Origin of the sequence: Fulverythrobacter ferritrahens (genome assembly GCF_020539485.1) — a bacterium.
Classification (GTDB): domain Bacteria; phylum Pseudomonadota; class Alphaproteobacteria; order Sphingomonadales; family Sphingomonadaceae; genus Andeanibacterium; species Andeanibacterium ferritrahens.
In genome coordinates this window covers 1,318,485-1,334,850 of sequence record NZ_JACDXU010000001.1, presented here as the reverse complement: position 1 = coordinate 1,334,850, position 16,366 = coordinate 1,318,485, and the positions used below count along the sequence as shown (strand labels likewise).

At 62.5% G+C, this 16,366-nt stretch carries 17 protein-coding genes; 6 read left to right on the top strand and 11 right to left on the bottom strand.

All coding sequences use genetic code 11. The annotated features are described in order from the left end of the window. Positions 1–41 precede the first annotated feature (41 nt). The 3 genes from recR (at position 42) to H0274_RS06470 (ending at position 2,236) form a co-directional block, all read left to right on the top strand. Positions 42–638, top strand: a complete 597-nt coding sequence (gene recR, locus H0274_RS06480) for a recombination mediator RecR (protein ID WP_226794096.1) — start codon at positions 42–44, stop codon at positions 636–638. Positions 639–723: 85 nt separating this feature from the next. Beyond that, positions 724–1,293: a peptide deformylase gene (gene def / locus H0274_RS06475; protein WP_226794095.1), complete on the top strand. Its 570-nt coding sequence runs from the start codon at positions 724–726 to the stop codon at positions 1,291–1,293. 142 nt (positions 1,294–1,435) lie between these two features. After that, positions 1,436–2,236: a phytanoyl-CoA dioxygenase family protein gene (locus H0274_RS06470; RefSeq protein WP_226794094.1), complete on the top strand. Its 801-nt coding sequence runs from the start codon at positions 1,436–1,438 to the stop codon at positions 2,234–2,236. A 179-nt stretch (positions 2,237–2,415) separates the two neighbouring features. On the opposite strand, the gene H0274_RS06465 is transcribed toward H0274_RS06470, so the two are convergent. Next, entirely contained in the window at positions 2,416–2,925 is a 510-nt protein-coding gene (locus H0274_RS06465; RefSeq protein WP_226794093.1) for a hypothetical protein, read from the bottom strand. A 194-nt stretch (positions 2,926–3,119) separates the two neighbouring features. Continuing rightward, a complete protein-coding gene (locus tag H0274_RS06460; RefSeq protein ID WP_054529367.1) occupies positions 3,120–4,787 on the bottom strand; it encodes a formate--tetrahydrofolate ligase in 1,668 nt (555 codons plus the stop codon). Positions 4,788–5,552: 765 nt separating this feature from the next. Here H0274_RS06460 and H0274_RS06455 point away from each other — a divergent pair. Together H0274_RS06455 and H0274_RS06450 are read left to right on the top strand one after the other, a co-directional pair. Beyond that, entirely contained in the window at positions 5,553–6,953 is a 1,401-nt protein-coding gene (locus H0274_RS06455; RefSeq protein ID WP_226794092.1) for a DNA recombination protein RmuC, read from the top strand. Between the two features lie 4 nt (positions 6,954–6,957). Beyond that, positions 6,958–7,695 (top strand): hypothetical protein, encoded by a 738-nt coding sequence (locus H0274_RS06450; protein ID WP_226794091.1) that lies wholly within the window; start codon positions 6,958–6,960, stop codon positions 7,693–7,695. A 22-nt stretch (positions 7,696–7,717) separates the two neighbouring features. On the opposite strand, the gene H0274_RS06445 is transcribed toward H0274_RS06450, so the two are convergent. The 9 genes from H0274_RS06445 to H0274_RS06405 all read right to left on the bottom strand — a co-directional run bounded on the left by H0274_RS06445 (position 7,718) and on the right by H0274_RS06405 (position 14,388). After that, complete coding sequence (locus tag H0274_RS06445; protein ID WP_226794090.1) at positions 7,718–8,314, bottom strand: YceI family protein; 597 nt, start codon at positions 8,312–8,314, stop codon at positions 7,718–7,720. 113 nt (positions 8,315–8,427) lie between these two features. Further along, on the bottom strand, positions 8,428–8,793 hold the full coding sequence (locus H0274_RS06440; protein WP_226794089.1) for an META domain-containing protein: 366 nt from the start codon (positions 8,791–8,793) through the stop codon (positions 8,428–8,430). Positions 8,794–8,925: 132 nt separating this feature from the next. Next, on the bottom strand, positions 8,926–9,726 hold the full coding sequence (locus H0274_RS06435) for a TrmH family RNA methyltransferase (RefSeq protein WP_226794088.1): 801 nt from the start codon (positions 9,724–9,726) through the stop codon (positions 8,926–8,928). A gap of 56 nt (positions 9,727–9,782) precedes the next feature. Then, a complete protein-coding gene (locus H0274_RS06430) occupies positions 9,783–10,061 on the bottom strand; it encodes an HPr family phosphocarrier protein (protein ID WP_226794087.1) in 279 nt (92 codons plus the stop codon). Positions 10,062–10,112: 51 nt separating this feature from the next. Beyond that, on the bottom strand, positions 10,113–10,517 hold the full coding sequence (locus tag H0274_RS06425; RefSeq protein WP_226794086.1) for a PTS sugar transporter subunit IIA: 405 nt from the start codon (positions 10,515–10,517) through the stop codon (positions 10,113–10,115). An 85-nt stretch (positions 10,518–10,602) separates the two neighbouring features. Continuing rightward, positions 10,603–11,535, bottom strand: coding sequence for an RNase adapter RapZ (gene rapZ, locus H0274_RS06420; protein ID WP_226794085.1), 933 nt, complete (start codon positions 11,533–11,535; stop codon positions 10,603–10,605). A 75-nt stretch (positions 11,536–11,610) separates the two neighbouring features. Further along, positions 11,611–12,030: an HPr kinase/phosphorylase gene (locus tag H0274_RS06415; protein WP_226794084.1), complete on the bottom strand. Its 420-nt coding sequence runs from the start codon at positions 12,028–12,030 to the stop codon at positions 11,611–11,613. Beyond that, positions 12,027–13,625, bottom strand: a complete 1,599-nt coding sequence (locus H0274_RS06410) for a sensor histidine kinase (RefSeq protein WP_226794083.1) — start codon at positions 13,623–13,625, stop codon at positions 12,027–12,029. The genes H0274_RS06415 and H0274_RS06410 overlap by 4 nt, the downstream gene beginning before the upstream one ends. After that, on the bottom strand, positions 13,618–14,388 hold the full coding sequence (locus H0274_RS06405; protein WP_226794082.1) for a response regulator transcription factor: 771 nt from the start codon (positions 14,386–14,388) through the stop codon (positions 13,618–13,620). Before H0274_RS06405 ends, H0274_RS06410 begins: the two co-directional genes overlap by 8 nt. Before the next feature lie 241 nt (positions 14,389–14,629). Between H0274_RS06405 and H0274_RS06400 the strand changes: the two genes are divergently transcribed. Next, on the top strand, positions 14,630–16,222 hold the full coding sequence (locus tag H0274_RS06400) for a phosphoenolpyruvate carboxykinase (protein WP_226794081.1): 1,593 nt from the start codon (positions 14,630–14,632) through the stop codon (positions 16,220–16,222). The last annotated feature ends 144 nt before the right edge of the window (positions 16,223–16,366 follow it).

Here is a 16,366-nt window from a genome sequence, read left to right as displayed (position 1 = left end):
TGGCCTTCCTATCGGGAGCGGCAAGCCCTATCTCCCGGGACATGGCATCGCAAGAGATCGAGGCACTCAGCGCTGCCCTGGCACGCCTGCCGGGGCTTGGCCCGCGTTCCGCGCGGCGGGCGGTGCTGTGGCTGGTCAAGCGGCGGGAAACCGCGCTGGTGCAACTGCTGGAGGCGATGACCTCTGTGCGTGAGACGCTGGTGGAATGCGCCATTTGCGGCAATGTGGATACACAGAATCCCTGCGGCATCTGCGCCGATCCGCGCCGCGATGCGCGCCAGCTCTGCGTGGTGGAGGATGTGGCGGACCTGTGGGCGCTGGACCGGGCGCGGCTTTTCACCGGCAAATATCACGTGCTGGGTGGGCGGCTGTCTGCGCTGGACGGGGTGCGCCCGGAAGATTTGACGATCGGCAAACTGATTACCCGGGTCGAGGCCGGCGGGATCGATGAAGTGGTGCTGGCGATGAACGCCACGCTGGAAGGGCAGACCACGGCCCATTACATCGCCGAACGGCTGGAAGGCTTCCCGGTGCGGATAACGCAGCTGGCCCATGGCCTGCCGGTGGGCGGAGAACTGGATTATCTGGACGAGGGCACGCTGGCACAGGCGCTGCGAGCGAGGCGGCCGGTGGGCTGAACCGGCACCGCGCAGCATAGTCTGATCGAAAATTCGCCGCGCACCGCGCCTTGCGCCCGGCCAAAGGCGCGATTATCTGCGGCTGATGGCTATTCGTGAAATCCTTGAAGTGCCGGATGCCCGGCTGAAGACCATTTCCTCGCGCGTCGAGACCTTCGATGACGAGCTCAAGACGCTCGTCGCCGACATGTTCGAGACGATGTATGACGCGCCCGGTATCGGCCTTGCGGCTATCCAGGTGGGCGTGCCGCTGCGCGTGGTGGTAATCGATCTGCAGCCTGACGATCCCGATGCGGAACCCGAAGCCTGCCATCATCATGGCGGCGAAGCGCATACGCATCAGCCGACGAAGAAGGAACCACGGGTGTTCATCAACCCCGAAATCCTTGATCCGGCGGAAGAGTTTTCCACCTATCAGGAAGGCTGCCTCTCGGTTCCGGATATCTATGCCGATGTGGACCGCCCGGCCACTTGCCGTGTGCGCTATCAGGACTTGGACGGCAATGTGCATGAAGAGGCGATGGAAGGCCTCCTGGCCACCTGCATCCAGCACGAGATGGACCATCTCGAAGGCATCCTGTTCATCGATCATCTCAGCCGCCTGAAGCGCTCGATGGCCCTCAAGAAGCTGGAAAAGCTGCGTAAGGCGGCCTGAACGAAAAGAGAATGACGATTATCGCTTTCAACTACTCCGCGGCGTTTCCGCTGGCCTGACAGGCCAAGTCGCAACGAACGTGAATTCGCCCGCACGGCCCGGCACGACCGCGCCGTGCGGCTTTGAGTGTTGAGAGTGTTTCATGACTGATACCCAAAATCCCACCGTTGGGTTGAGCCCCGCGGAGATCGATCACTTCATTCAGCGCGGTTTCGTGCGGATCAACCGCGCCTTTCCCGAGGACATTGCCGAAGAGGCGCGCGCCATTCTCTGGCGCGATATGGGGTTGGACGCGTCCGATCCCGCGAACTGGACCCGGCCTGTCATCAGGCTGGGCCATTACGGGCAGCCTCCGTTTCGGCAAGCCGCCAATACCCCGCTGCTGCATCGCGCTTTTGACCAGCTTGCAGGGCCGGATTGCTGGATTCCGCCCATGGTCCTGGGAACCTTTCCCGTCCGCTTTCCTTCGTCAGAAGATCCGGGGGATACCGGCTGGCATATCGATGTGAGTTTCGGGACGGAGCATCCCGATTTCATGGAGTGGCGGGCGAATGTGTACAGCCGGGGCCGGGCCTTGCTGATGCTGTTCCTGTTTTCAGATGTTGGCCCGGATGACGCACCCACGCGCCTGTTTGCGGGTTCGCACCGCCGGGTGGCGCGACTGCTGGAGCCCGCGGAAGAACAGGGCCTGACCTTGCGCGAACTGGTCGAAGGAGGATTCGGTGGAACGCTGGGGTTGGAAGAAGTGCTGGCGACCGGAATGGCAGGCACAGTTTATCTCTGTCACCCCTTCCTGGTTCATGCGGCGAGCCTTCATCGAGGTCGCGCGCCCCGTTTTCTGGCTCAACCGCCTTTGCTGTGGCGGGGCGGACCGAATGAGGAAAGCGAGGTGGGGCGGCGCTATCCTGTGAAGGAAGCCGTTCGACAGGCGCTGATGCGGTAGGAGCCCGCATCCAGCACGAGACATCTGCCTCGATGGTGTTCAATGGGCTGGAAAAGCTGCGCAAGGCGGCCTGACACGCCCATCGCTCGCTTCGGCGATCGTCACGGTGCTGGCTGGAATTCATCGGAAGTGGGGGCCGTCCGAACAGGAACGGCGCCGCTTCCGATGATTCTTCCGGATTATCCGAGGGGATTCTTGTCCTTGCAGTTCTCGAACACACGACCGATTGCCTCACGTGCACCTGTCACGTTGAAATGAAGCTGTACCGGGCTGCCCTTTTCCGGCTCAAGCCTTACCTCCAGGGTTTTCGCGTCGGCCAGTTGCGTGATGAACGGTCCGATCAGCGGATTACGCTTGGTATTCGTCGCGATCACGCTGTTGGGATAATAAAACCACCGCACTTCCTTTGGTCCGCCATTGTCAAAGCGCAGGAAGACAGGCCGTTCGGGTGGACGAGGTCTTGCTCCGGTGAGATTCACGTCCGTGACGACTACGGCTATGACCTTCGTTTCCCCGGGTTCTTCACATTTTAGAATAAGCTGTGCGCCGTTTTCGGCGACGACACCTGCCTGAAGCAGGCGGACTCCCTTGGTTTCGGTTTCATCCTGAAAGTAGCCCCAGTTGCTTTCCTGCGCCTGAGCTGTTGTGGAAACTGCCAGCAGAACGGCCGCAGCCTTCGCGAATTTCATGGCGATGTCCTTCCCTCTCCCGCGGGGATATTTCGCGCTCGACCTCAATCGAACGGACGAAATTCCCTGTCTTGGAAGGGGCAGACTAGGAAGGATTATTGCAGATGGCAACTTGGTGGAATTGCCGGGTTCCCCAGATGAAAAAGGCCCGCCCGGATTGCTCCGGACGGGCCTCTCGCAATCTATGATGTAACTTAGAAAAGGCCTTCGATCTGACCGTTCTCGTCGAGGTAGATCGCCTCGGCCGAGGGAACCTTGGGCAGGCCCGGCATGGTCATGATGTCACCGGCAATGGCGACGATGAAGCCGGCACCGGCCGAGATGCGCACTTCGCGGATCGTTACGTCGAAGCCTTCGGGGGCGCCCAGCTGCGTCGGATCGGTCGAGAAGCTGTACTGCGTCTTCGCCATGCAGACCGGGAAGTTGCCGTAGCCCATTTCTTCCCACTGCTTGAGCTGGCTCTTCACCGCAGGCGACATCGTGACGGTTTCTGCGCGGTAGATTTCCTTGCAGACCGTTTCGATCTTCTCGGCCAGCGGCATTTCGTCAGGATAGAGCGGGGCCCAATCCGGCGCACCGGCGTCGGCCTTGGCGGCGACGATGTGGGCCAGTTCTTCGGCGCCCGCGCCACCATCGGCCCAGTGCTTGCAGATCACGGCTTCGGCGCCGAAGCTTTCAGCCATTTCCTTGATCACGGCCAGTTCGGCATCGGTATCGAGGTAGAAGTGGTTGATCGCGATGGTCGGGGTGATGCCGAACTTCTTCACGTTCTCGATGTGGCGCTTCAGGTTCACCGAACCCTTGCGCACGGCTTCCACGTTCTCGCCCTTGGTCAGGTCGGCCTTGGAAACGCCGCCATTCATCTTGAGTGCGCGCACGGTGGCGACCAGCACCACGGCGTCGGGCTTCAGCCCGGCGAGGCGGCACTTGATGTCCATGAACTTTTCAGCGCCGAGGTCGGCACCGAAGCCGGCTTCGGTCACCACGTAATCGGCCATGACCAGCGCGGTCTTGGTGGCGATCACGGAGTTACAGCCATGGGCGATGTTGGCGAAGGGGCCACCATGCAGGAAGGCCGGGTTGTTTTCCAGCGTCTGCACCAGGTTCGGCAGGATGGCGTCCTTGAGCAGAACGGTCATCGAGCTGTCAGCCTTCACGTCGCGGCAGAAGACCGGGGTCTTGTCGCGACGATAGCCGATGATGATGTCGCCCAGGCGCTTCTGCAGGTCCTTGAGGTCCGAGGCGAGGCACAGGATGGCCATGATTTCCGAAGCGACGGTGATGTCGAAGCCGGTTTCACGCGGATAGCCGTTCGACACGCCGCCCAGCGGGCCGACGATCTGGCGCAGGGCGCGATCGTTCATGTCCAGAACGCGGCGCCAGGTGACACGGCGCAGGTCGATGTTCTGCTCGTTGCCCCAGTAGATGTGGTTGTCGATCATGGCCGACAGCAGGTTGTGGGCCGAAGTGATGGCGTGGAAGTCACCCGTGAAGTGCAGGTTGATCTCGTCCATCGGCATGACCTGGCTCTTGCCGCCGCCAGCGCCGCCGCCCTTGACGCCGAAGCAGGGGCCGAGGCTGGGTTCGCGCAGGCACAGCAGGGTCTTCTTGCCGATGCGGTGCAGGGCGTCCGACAGACCGACCGAGGTGGTGGTCTTGCCTTCGCCGGCCGGGGTCGGGTTGATGGCGGTGACGAGGATCAGCTTGCCCGGAGCCAGCGCCGGAGGCAGCAAGTCACGGTCGATCTTGGCCTTGTACTTGCCGTAGGGAATCAGCGCCTCATCGGGAACGCCGGCCTTCTTGGCGACTTCGGTGATGGGGGCCAGCGTGGCCTGGCGTGCGATTTCGATATCAGTAGGCATCGCTTCTCGTCCTTGTTGTCTTAAGGGCAGTTCGAACTTCCGGGAACGTCCGGCAAGGCGCTAGCCCGGCCATCCGCCATTTCGCACTCACGAAGATTTCGTGATTCTGAAATTTGTAAGCGGCTCATACAATTTTCCTGTGCGAATCCTCAAGGGTGATTCTTGGGACGGATTCTTGTCGGTGTGGGGCAACAGCAAGCTGCTTTCTAAATAAGCGCATCGATGGCCGCGCGCGCAAAAGGGTGTTCACTTTACGTTCTCCACAGAAATCCCCAACCGCTGGATATTCAGGTATTGCTCGCCCGCGCTGGTATGGCATGTTTCATCCATTGAAGTGATGGAGGTGCCTATGGAGCAGTGAGTAGAACGTAATGACAATCCGCTAGGATGTGGTCTCAAAGTGGAAGCGTCTAGGACTGAACCGCACGAGAAGCGCTACGCCGGCGAAGCAGAGCAAAAGTACTCTGTGCGCTTAGCAAGTGATATCGTGGAATTTCGGCCCTTTGCCCCTTCCAAAGCGACCCATCTCTAAGAAACGCATCCTTGGAGGTGGCAATGTGCCGCACCCCACATGTGTTCTGCTGGATTGAGGGCCTTTGCTACTGGGTCAGGTTGTCAGTGTTAGGATGCATCATTGAGATGTCATTGAACGGCTTCGTCTCCGAAGACGAAGCTCGTGCTGACTTTGCACAGTGGTTTATTTGAAAGGTGCCAGTAGAACTGGGCGGGGCTGTATGCCTCGCCCAACACTGGTGCGGGGGCGTTATGGAAACATTGTTTATTGTTATTGCTGTACTTGTGGCTCTTGCCGTCGGGCTGGGTATGGGCTGGTTCTTCGGCGGGCGACCCGCGGGGGAACTGAAGGAGAGGCTGGTATCGGCGGAGGCGCAGGGCAGGGATACGGCCGAAAAGCTCGCCCGCATGGCGCCGGAACTCGCGACGATGAGCGAGCGGGCCGCACGGGCGGATATGCTGGCCGGTCAGCTCGACCGCGCGCGGGAGGAGCTGACGACACTCAAGGCGCGGGAGGCAGGCTTCGAGGAGCAGAGGCGTCAGCTCCTTCAGGTGCGCGAAGATATGCTCAAGGAATTCCAGAACGCCGGCAGCAAGGTGCTGGGGGAGGCTCAGGAAGCCTTCCTGCGGCGCGCCGAGGAACGCTTCCGTCAGTCGGAGGAAAATGGCGAGCAGAAGATCCGTATCTTGCTGGAGCCGGTGGGCCAGAGGCTGAAAAGCTATGAGGAACAGGTCGCCGCGCTGGAAGCTAAACGGGTGGACGCATTCGGTCAGCTGGCCGGTCTGCTCCAGTCGATGCGCGAAGGGCAGGAGCAGGTAAGGCAGGAAGCTCAACGGCTCGGCAATTCTCTACGCAATGCGCCCAAGGCGCGCGGGCGCTGGGGCGAGCAGCAATTGCGCAACGTGCTGGAGCAGTGCGGCCTTGCGGAACACACCGATTTCGTCACCGAGCATTCCGTGAATACGGAGGATGGCCGGCTGCGGCCCGATGCCATTGTGAACGTACCCGGCCAGAAGAAACTGGTGATCGACGCCAAGGTTTCTCTCAACGCTTATCAGGAAGCCTTCGAGGCGGATACGGATGAGGGGCGCGATCTGGCGCTGGCGGCCCATGCACGGGCGATGAAGAACCACGTGCAGCAACTTGGCGCCAAAAGTTACCAGAGCCAGTTCGAGGATGCGCCCGATTACGTGGTGATGTTCGTGCCGGGAGAGCATTTTCTGGCCGCCGCGCTGGAGCATGATCCGGAGCTGTGGGACTTCGCTTTCCGCAGCAAGGTGCTGCTGGCGACGCCCACCAATCTGGTGGCCATTGCGCGCACCGTGGCGCAGGTCTGGCGGCAGGATGCGCTGGCCCGGGAGGCTCGGGAGATCGGGCGGATGGGGGCCGAATTGTACGACCGGCTGGCCGTTGCTGGCGAGCATCTCAAGCGCGTCGGCTCAGGGCTGGACAGCGCGGTAAGCAATTATAACAAGTTTGTGGGAAGCTTTGAGCGCAATGTCCTCTCCGCTGGTCGCCGATTGAGAGACAAAGGCGTCGAAATCGGCAAGCGAGAAATCGAAGATGTGCCGTTGGTCGAGGCGGCACCACGTTACGTCGCGGGCGACCCTGTCGAAGATCAGGCAGAGGAGGTCACCGCACCGGAGGATTGAGTATATGCGTCAATTGCTGGGGTCGGTCACCTTGATCGTTCCGTTTGCCATGCTTGCTGCCTGTGGACAGGGCGAGGGTGGAAAGGCGCCGCCGGCCTCGCCGGAAGCCCGCCAGACGGAGGCCAGCGAAGCAGAGACGTTACTTACCTCGCTGGTCACTCCACGCCAGAAGGGGCCCTATGCCCCCCGGGATGAATGCGGTGCGATCAGCGGCGCGGAAGAATTTCGCGTAAAGCTGGCCCAGGCGGTGATCGATCGCGATACGGATGCTCTCGTCGCCCTCTCTGCACCGGACATCGCGCTGGATTTCGGCGGCGGGGCGGGGCGAGCCGAATTGCGCCGCCGGCTGATAGATCCGCAATATAATTTGTGGGAAGCGCTCCAGAACCTGCTCCCGCTGGGTTGTGCCGTTAACCAACAGGGCGGCTTCACCATGCCGTGGTACTTCACGCAGGATTTCGGGGACCGGGATAGCTATACGCTGTTGCTGGTGCGGGGAGAGGGCGTACCGCTTCTCGCTTCCCAGCGCCGGGATGCCAAAGTGCTGCGGACCTTCGACTGGGATGTCGTCCAGCTGGAAGATAGCACCGACGAGGACAGTCCCTTCGCCAAGGTGGACGATTACGGAAAACTGTCCGGCTATATGGAATGGGACAAGCTGCGGGCGCTGGTCGATTATCGCCTGATCGTGGAAGAACGCGAAGATGGCTGGGTGCTGAGCGCCTTCGTCGCGGGAGACTGACGGGCCCGCGCGGGCCCGGGCCTTAACTGGCCCGGGTCGCAGTGATGTCCACCTTGACGGTTACGTTGGGGTCGACGGACTTGTCCTGCCAGGAACCTTCGCCAAGGCCCCATTCCTTCCGGTCGATCTGCGCTTCGCCCTTCATCCTGGCAGTGTCGCCGTCGATGGTGAGAGTGAAGGGCAGCTTCACCGGCTTGCTCACGCCTTTGATCGTCAGCGTGCCGTCGGCCACATAGGCATCGGGCCCCGTCGAGGTAATGCCATGGGTGGTGAAGGTCGCGTTCGGGAAGGCGCCGATGTCGAACCAGCTGGCTTCGCGCAGCGGATCGTCGCGCGACGGATCGCCGCTGCTGGCGCTGCCGGTGTCGATCGTCACCTTGGCGAGGGACTGATCGAGATGAGCCGGATCGAAATTGATTTCCGCGCTCCACTTGCCGAAGCTGCCTTCGAAGCTCTCGCTGTTGCCCACGCCTGCATAACCGAGCTTTGAGGAGGCAGGATCGACGATCCAGCCCGGCGCGGCCATTTCAGGGCCGACAGCGGCGGCCGGGATCGTGAGCAGGGCCAGCGCAACGATTGCGACGGCAGGGCCAAAGGCGGCGGGTTTGCGGTGGAACATGCTCATTTCTCCCCAATATTCGGTCTTGTAGCGCGGTGCGCTTGCCCGGTGTCAGTGCATAGCAAGGCAATAGGTTCCCGCCTGCGCTCTGTCCATGCGCCAGTGACGGCCTCTCAGCGATGAGTCGCGGGGCCGCCGGTCCGGGTGAAGCTTGCGCTGTGCCCGCGCGACTTGAGGGTGAGCGTGCTGCCCTCGATCTCTATTTCAGGCGCGGCCACCAGCAGGGCGCTGGCAGCCTGTTCCTGTTCGCCCAATTGCCCTTCGCAGAACATCCGGGTCTGGATCAGGGGGCCGGCGATCAGGCGGGTCTTTTCGATCCGCCACGGCCCGCTAAGCGAATTGCAGCCGACATTGGCGGAGAGCATGTCGCCCTCGAAAGACAGCTTGGCGCGCGCCGGGGCGATCGGCGCCTGTCCGTCAATTCCGGTGAAGCTCCACTGGCTTCCTTCGAGGGCATGAGGGGGTGCGGTTTGCGCCACGCAAGCCGTCAGGGACGGGGCCAGGAGAATGAAGGCCAATAGGGAAACTGCATGGCGCATGATTCCCTATCGTTCATTTTCGCTGTCAGCAGGCTGAATGGCGCTGAAAAAATAGCCTCAGTAATGAATCTCTCAGGGATCGAGCGCGGCCAGCGCCTCGTAGGCCAGCACTGCGCCTGCTACGGAGGCGTTGAGGCTGTCGGCCCGTCCGCGCATCGGCATGGTCACGCGCAGGTCGCAGGCCATTTCATATTCTTCCGGCAGGCCGCGCGATTCATTGCCAACCATCAGGAAGCAGGGCGCGGCATAGGGTGCGCCGCGATAGGGCTGGGCATCCCGCAGCGAGGCGGCAACAAGCTGGCCTTCATCGGCGCGCAGCCAGTCGATGAATTCGCCCCAACTCGCCTGTGCGATTTCCTGCGTGAAGATCGCGCCCATGCTGGCGCGCACAGCCTCTACCGAGAAGGGATCGGCGCAATCGTCGATCAGGATCACGCCGCCTGCGCCCACCGCATCGCCTGTGCGCAACATGGTGCCGAGATTGCCGGGATCGCGCAGGGCCTGCGCCACCAGCCAGATTTTGGCTGAAGACCGGTCAAGATGGGCAAGCGAAGTATCGAATTCGGCAAAGACCCCGGCGACTGCCTGCGGATTGTCCTTGCCGGTGATCTTCGACAGGATCTCACTCGTGCATTCCAGGATTTCGCCGCCAGACTGATCGACGGCCTGTTCCAGCGCGGTGAGCAGCGGATGTTCGTCCCGCTCGCTCGACATGATCAGCATTTCGGGAATGCGGCCGCTTTCGCGCGCATCGGTGAGGAGGCGGAGCCCCTCGGCGAGGAACTTGCCTTCCCTCTTGCGGTGCTTCTTCTCTCGCAGGGAGCGGAGATATTTGACCGTGGGATTGGAGAAACCGGTGATCTGGCGGCGCATAAGGCCCGCTTAGGTCGCCGTGGCCGGTTCGACAAGCTCAGGCCGGGCAGCCAGGGTCAATCTTCCCCGAAACCGTCCATCACCAGCCCGACCAGCTTGGTCAGCAATGCATCGGCATCATTGCCGCGCACGCAGACCTCGATCGTGTCGCCCTTGGCCGCGCCGAGCATCATCAGGCCCAGGATCGATCCGCCTACGGCTTCCATCCCGTCCTTCGCGACGGTTACCTGCGTTCCGTCCGGCAGGTTGGCCACGGCAGCTACGAACTTCGCGCTGGCCCGCGCATGCAGGCCGCGCTGATTGATAATTTCCACGCTTCTTCGTGCTGTATCCATCCGGGCACCCCTCCCAGGGCGGTAATGCTAGTGGTGGTATCTTTTCGTTGATCAGGCGTCCTGTCCAAGGAATTCGGACGCGACAGTGATGTAATTGCGGCCGGCATCGCGCGCGGCGGCCACGGCCTGCATGATGGGCATCTTGTCGCGCGCACCGGCCAGGCGGATGAGCATGGGCAGGTTGATCCCCGCCACGACTTCCACCTTGCCTTCTTCCATCAGCGAAATGGCGAGGTTGGAAGGGGTGCCGCCAAACAGGTCGGTGAGAATCACGGCGCCCTGGCCGCTATCCACCTTACTGATCGCTTCCGCGATTTCGGCGCGGCGCGCCTCGACGTCGTCCTTGGGGCCGATGCACACCGTCTCAACCGCTTCCTGGCGGCCGACGACATGTTCCATCGCTTTCACGAACTCCTCGGCCAATCGGCCGTGGGTGACAAGAATCATTCCGATCATGCAGGAAAACAGCTTTCAGACCTGAGGGCCGCGCGGGGGTTCATGGGTACCATCGGCGCCATGATGCGAAAAGGCGCTATCGGGTTCACGGCTGGTGCGGCCCTTCAATAAGTTCGGCAGCTCGCGATCCGAGGTTTCTGTGGCGAACAGTGGGCGAAAAACCAGCTTCACGCAAGGTTTTCGCGATTTCCTCGGCCACGAAGACCGAGCGATGACGCCCGCCCGTGCAGCCGAAGGCGATGTTGACGTAGCTTTTGCCCTGTGCCGCATAACGCGGCAGCAGTTCCAGCAGCAGGTCTCTTATCCGGGTAAAGGTGCTGTCGAAAGCGGGATCGGTGCGGATATGCGCGCCTACTGCGCTATCCAGCCCGGTCAGCTCGCGCAGGCCCGATACCCAGTGCGGATTATCGAGGTAGCGCATGTCGAACACGAGATCGGCCACCGGCACCCCGCGGGAAAAGCCGAAGCTGCTGACCGTCACGGTCATCGCCTCGCCAGTATGGATGCCGAATTGCTCTCGGATCGCCTGCTGCAGGTCGTTGGTGGAAAAGGCGGTGGTGTTGATCACCACATCCGCCCAGCGCCGCAGCGGGGCCAGCAATTCGCGTTCGGCCGCAATGCCGTCCGCCGCCGGGATGCCGCTTGCCAGAGGGTGGCGGCGGCGCGTTTCATTATAGCGGCGTTCCAGTTCCTGCGCGGAGCAATCGAGGAACATGGTGGTGACGATCAGATCGTCCCGCTCCGAAAGCTGCTTTACGCGCAGGATGATGTAGGCCGGATCGAAGCCGCGGGTGCGGGAATCGAACCCGATGGCGAGCGGGGCCTTGATCCCGTCCCGCCCGTCATCATCGGCGCCGATCAGGCGATCGAGCAGGCGGATGGGGAAATTGTCGATCGCTTCCCAGCCCAGATCCTCCAGCTCGCGCAGGGCGGTCGTCTTGCCGGCTCCGAGCATGCCGGTGACAAGCAGAATGCGCTGGCGGGAATCAGCGGGGAGGGGGGGAGACTCGGAAGCCATTTGGCGCGGTTTGCCTCCGTCCGCCACGAAAGGGAAGGCTTTGCGCGCCACTGTGCCGGATGGGGGCAGGGGGCTTCAGCTCAGTCCATGGAGTTTCAGCGCCCATTCGGCGCGCAGCGGCAGGGCGGGGCTGTCGGGCCACAGGCGGATGAGCGGCAGGGGAACGCCTGCCAGAACGATAGTCTCCGCCTCTTCCACATGACGTGGGGCCATGGGGTCCAGCCTCAGGACCAGCGCCACGGGGGCCTGCTCGGTCGGCAGGTCGATAATGCCGACATTGCGGATTTCCAGCCTGCCCGCGATGTTGGGCGGGGGCGATGCCCACAGAACGTCGCCGCGCCGTTCCAGGGTGACGCCGTCATCCCCGATCAGTGCGGCCCCCCGGTCGATCAGGACGAGGGCGAGGCTGGACTTGCCGCTGCTCGGCGCGCCCTCGATCAGCACAGCACGCGCCCCCAATGCAACGCAGCTTGCCTGATGGATCAGCGCGCTCATCTTTGTTCGGCGGCCGGCAGGGTGATGATGAAGCACGCCCCGCTCATTTCCGGCAGCGGATCGCCAAGGGTGAGCGAGCCGTCATGCGCTTCCACAATGGTCCGCGCGATGGCGAGGCCGAGGCCGCTATGGGCACCGAAGCCCTCTCCTTCCGGGCGCACCGAATGGAACCGCTCGAATACCTTGTGGCGCTCGCTTTCGGGAATGCCGGGGCCCTGATCGCGGATCGTGGCTTCCACCAGATCGTCATGCGTGCGCAGTTCGATGGTGATCGCGCCGTTGGGCGGGGAGAAGGACACGGCATTGTCCAGCAGGTTCTCCACCACGCGTTCCAGCCGGGCGGGCACGCCCATCACCGTGAAAGGCCCGCGCCCCTTGCGCTTCAGTTTGATCCTGCGGCCATCCGTTTCGGTGCGATGTTCGCGCGCGCCCACGGCATTGGCGATGAGGGCCGCCAGATCCACCTGTTCGAAAGTGGCGCGGGTCAGTTCCGCGTCGATCCGGCTGGCATCGGAGATTTCGCTCACCAGGCGGTCGATGCGCTGGACATCGTGCAGGGCGATGTCGGTCAGCTGGCGGCGCAGGGCGGGCTGCTCGACCTTGGAAAGCGCCTCCAGCGCGCTGCGCAGCGATGCAAGCGGGTTCTTGAGCTCATGGGCCACATCGGCAGCGAAGCTTTCCACCGCGTCGATCCGCTGGCGCAGGGCGGAACTCATGTCGGAAATCGCGCGGGCAAGCATGCCGATCTCGTCGCGCCGGTCGGGCAGGCGAGGGACCACCACTTCGCGGTCACGCCCGAGCCTGACGCGAACGGCGGCGCGCACCAGCACGCGCAAAGGGCGCACGATGATGCGTGCGAGATAGAGCGAAAGCTGAACCGAGATGATCACCGCCGCCGCCACGATGATCGCCAGCGTCTGCCGCGCATCGCGGACTCGCTTGGTAATGTCGATCGCATTGCGGGTGGTCAGCAGCATGGTGCCGTCCCGCCCGACTGGCGCGGCGGCCGAGATTATGGGGGTCCGGTCCGGCGCATAGCGCAGGAATATCTGCGTGCGGCCAACCTTGCGCGCTTCTACCAGCTCGGGCCAGGAAGCCGCGTCGGTATTGCCCGGCTCGACATAGGCGGGGACAGGCTCCGCCCCCAGGATCGCGTCCATCCCCCGGTCCAGCCAGCGCGCGGCGTGCTGATACCACGGCTCCCTGGCCGGATCGATCAGCGTGTAGGAAGGTGGGGCCAGGGCGAAGCTGTCCTTCGCCAGCGTTCCATCGGGGCGATAGAGCCGCAGGCGCAATTTCTGTTCCTGGCCGATCTGCACGATCAGCCGGTCCCGCAGGCTGGCCCTTGCGCCCAGCAGTGCCTCCGCCGTGATCTGCGCCTCGCCGCGGGCCAGGCGGAAACGTTCCTCGATCAGCTGACGCCGGAAATTGTCGAGATAGAAGAAGCTGCCCGCCAGGATCGACAGGGCGATGATGTTGAACGTGAGGATGCGGATCGTCAGCGACGCGCGCGGGGTGAAGATCGGGCGCTCGAAGCGGCGCACTCTTCTCAGTTCGGGCCTCGCTTCGGGTCTCGCCTCGGGTGTCTCAGCCATCGGAGAAGCTGTATCCCGCGCCGTAAAGCGTTTCGATTGCAGAGAAATCCGGGGCGACCACGCGGAATTTGCGCCGCATCCGCTTGATGTGGCTGTCCACCGTCCGGTCATCCACGAAGACATCGTCGGGATAGGCGGCGTCCATCAGCTGGTTGCGGCTCTTTATCACGCCGGGCCGGGCCGCCAGTGCCTCAAGGATCAGGAATTCGGTTACCGTCAGCGAGACGTTCCGCCCGTCCCATGTCACGCGGTGGCGGGCCGGGTCCATGCGCAGCTTGCCCCGCACGATTTCCTCGCCTGTCTCGGCGGACTCGGTTTCCTCGCCGGGGGTTTGCTGAGCCATCCCGCTGCGTCGCAGGATCGCGCGGATGCGCGCGATCAGCAGCTTCTGGCTGAAAGGCTTGGCGATGTAATCGTCCGCCCCCATGGCAAGGCCGGCTGCCTCGTCCTGCTCGTCGTCCTTGCTGGTCAGGAAGATGACGGGAAGGGTCGATGTCTCGCGCAGGCGGCGCAGCAATTCCATCCCGTCCATGCGCGGCATCTTGATGTCGAACACGGCCAGATCGGGCTGATTTTCAGTTAGGGCCTTGAGTGCGGTCGCCCCATCCGTATAAACACGAGTGGCAAAGCCTTCCGACTGGAGGGCGATGGAAACGCTGGTCAGGATGTTGCGATCATCATCCACCAGCGCGATCACCTGCTGCGGCTCTGCCGTAGCGGAAGCGGACTGGCTGGCTTCTGAAAGGCCGGGCTGCTGGGCCATGGAGGAACTTTCCTGCTGGTATTGAAGCCTGCGATTAACGATTTCGCGCCAAATAGACAACGCCTGAGCCGATTCCCGGTCTCACGCATGTGCGGTAAAACATTGTGGTAAATCAGTAATTTCATTGTGATTGCGCCAGTTTGACGAAGGGTGTTTCGGCGACTATGCGCAACCGCGTTCCCTGCAGCGGAGGATCGCTGCGCTACCCAGAACACTCTGGCCCATTAGTCTGGAGACGAACTTGACTTCCGCCCTTTCCTTCCCGCTCGACCGCCAGGGCATTGGCACTTCCGCGACGATTCATGCGAACCTTGGGACGGCTCCGCTCGTCGAACACGCCGTCACCAACGGCGAAGGCCGCCTTGCTGCCCACGGGCCGCTGGTAGTCGAAACCGGCCGCCACACCGGCCGTTCCGCGAAGGACAAGTTCATGGTCCGGGACGGTGTGACTGAACACACCGTCTGGTGGGGCAAGACCAATGTCGAGATGAGCCCTGAACATTTCGCCGCGCTGAAGGAAGATTTCTTCAAGGCGCTGGCCGAAAAGGACAAGCTCTACGTCGCCGATCTGTTCGGCGGTTCGCAGGTGGATCACCGCGTGAATGTGCGCGTGATCAACGAACTCGCATGGCACAATCTGTTCATCCGCACCCTGCTGGTGCGCCCCTCGGCGGAGGAGCTTGACGGCTTCGTTCCGGAATACACGATCATCGATCTGCCCAGCTTCGTGGCCGATCCGGTGCGCCATGGCTGCCGCAGCGAGACGGTGGTCGCGGTCAATCTTTCGGAAAAGCTGATCCTGATCGGCGGTACGAAATATGCCGGCGAAATGAAGAAGAGCGTGTTCGGCATCCTCAACTTCCTGCTGCCGACCAAGGGCGTTATGCCGATGCACTGCTCGGCCAATGTCGGCGCGGATGGGCGCACGGCAGTGTTCTTCGGCCTGTCGGGCACCGGCAAGACCACGCTGTCGGCCGACGCCAGCCGCACCCTGATCGGCGATGACGAACATGGCTGGTCGGATACGGCGGTCTTCAATTTCGAAGGCGGCTGCTACGCCAAGATGATCCGCCTCTCGCCCGAAGCGGAGCCGGAAATCTACGCCACCTCCCGTATGTTCGGCACCGTGCTCGAAAACGTGGTGATGGACGAAGCGACTCGGGAACTGGATTTCGACGACAACTCGCTCGCCGAAAACAGCCGCGGTGCCTATCCGATCGATTTCATTCCGAACGCTTCGGAAGAAAATCTCGGTCCGGTCCCCTCGAACGTGATCATGCTCACTGCCGACGCATTCGGCGTGCTGCCTCCGATCGCGCGACTCACGCCTGATCAGGCGATGTATCACTTCCTGTCGGGCTACACGGCCAAGGTGGCGGGCACGGAAATCGGCGTGACCGAACCGGAAGCCACATTCTCCACCTGCTTCGGCGCTCCCTTCATGCCGCGCCACCCCAGCGTTTACGGTAACCTGCTGAAAGAACGCATTGCCAAGGGCGGCGTCTCCTGCTGGCTGGTCAATACCGGCTGGACCGGCGGCAAGTATGGCGTGGGCAAGCGCATGCCGATCAAGGAAACCCGCGCGCTGCTGAATGCCGCGCTCGACGGTTCGCTGAACAATGCCGAGTTCCGCAAGGATCCCAACTTCGGCTTCGATGTGCCGGTGGCCGTGCCGGGGGTCGATACTTCGATCCTCGATCCGCGTTCCACCTGGGCGGACAAGGACGAGTATGACGCGACTGCCGCGAAGCTCGTGCAGCTCTTCGTTGACAATTTCGAGCAATTTGCCGACCATGTCGACGAGAGCGTGAAACAGGCGGCTCCCGCCGTCTGATCCGCACACGAGTTGGAGAGGAGGAAAAGGGGGTACCGCAAGGGCCCCCTTTTCTGATTCCGGGCTTCCCGGAAGCTGGCGGCCGGAAGCTGGCGGCCTTACTTTCCCGAGTGTTTCTCCAGGCTCGCTCGCTTTCGGTGCCCG

Bases quoted from the DNA above. Each gene is read 5' to 3' on its own strand.
- recR (WP_226794096.1), top strand. From the start codon at position 42: ATGGCATCGCAAGAGATCGAGGCACTCAGCGCTGCCCTGGCACGCCTG.
- def (WP_226794095.1), top strand. From the start codon at position 724: ATGGCTATTCGTGAAATCCTTGAAGTGCCGGATGCCCGGCTGAAGACC.
- H0274_RS06470 (WP_226794094.1), top strand. From the start codon at position 1,436: ATGACTGATACCCAAAATCCCACCGTTGGGTTGAGCCCCGCGGAGATC.
- H0274_RS06465 (WP_226794093.1), bottom strand. From the start codon at position 2,925: ATGAAATTCGCGAAGGCTGCGGCCGTTCTGCTGGCAGTTTCCACAACA.
- H0274_RS06460 (WP_054529367.1), bottom strand. From the start codon at position 4,787: ATGCCTACTGATATCGAAATCGCACGCCAGGCCACGCTGGCCCCCATC.
- H0274_RS06455 (WP_226794092.1), top strand. From the start codon at position 5,553: ATGGAAACATTGTTTATTGTTATTGCTGTACTTGTGGCTCTTGCCGTC.
- H0274_RS06450 (WP_226794091.1), top strand. From the start codon at position 6,958: ATGCGTCAATTGCTGGGGTCGGTCACCTTGATCGTTCCGTTTGCCATG.
- H0274_RS06445 (WP_226794090.1), bottom strand. From the start codon at position 8,314: ATGTTCCACCGCAAACCCGCCGCCTTTGGCCCTGCCGTCGCAATCGTT.
- H0274_RS06435 (WP_226794088.1), bottom strand. From the start codon at position 9,726: ATGCGCCGCCAGATCACCGGTTTCTCCAATCCCACGGTCAAATATCTC.
- H0274_RS06430 (WP_226794087.1), bottom strand. From the start codon at position 10,061: ATGGATACAGCACGAAGAAGCGTGGAAATTATCAATCAGCGCGGCCTG.
- H0274_RS06425 (WP_226794086.1), bottom strand. From the start codon at position 10,517: ATGATCGGAATGATTCTTGTCACCCACGGCCGATTGGCCGAGGAGTTC.
- rapZ (WP_226794085.1), bottom strand. From the start codon at position 11,535: ATGGCTTCCGAGTCTCCCCCCCTCCCCGCTGATTCCCGCCAGCGCATT.
- H0274_RS06415 (WP_226794084.1), bottom strand. From the start codon at position 12,030: ATGAGCGCGCTGATCCATCAGGCAAGCTGCGTTGCATTGGGGGCGCGT.
- H0274_RS06410 (WP_226794083.1), bottom strand. From the start codon at position 13,625: ATGGCTGAGACACCCGAGGCGAGACCCGAAGCGAGGCCCGAACTGAGA.
- H0274_RS06405 (WP_226794082.1), bottom strand. From the start codon at position 14,388: ATGGCCCAGCAGCCCGGCCTTTCAGAAGCCAGCCAGTCCGCTTCCGCT.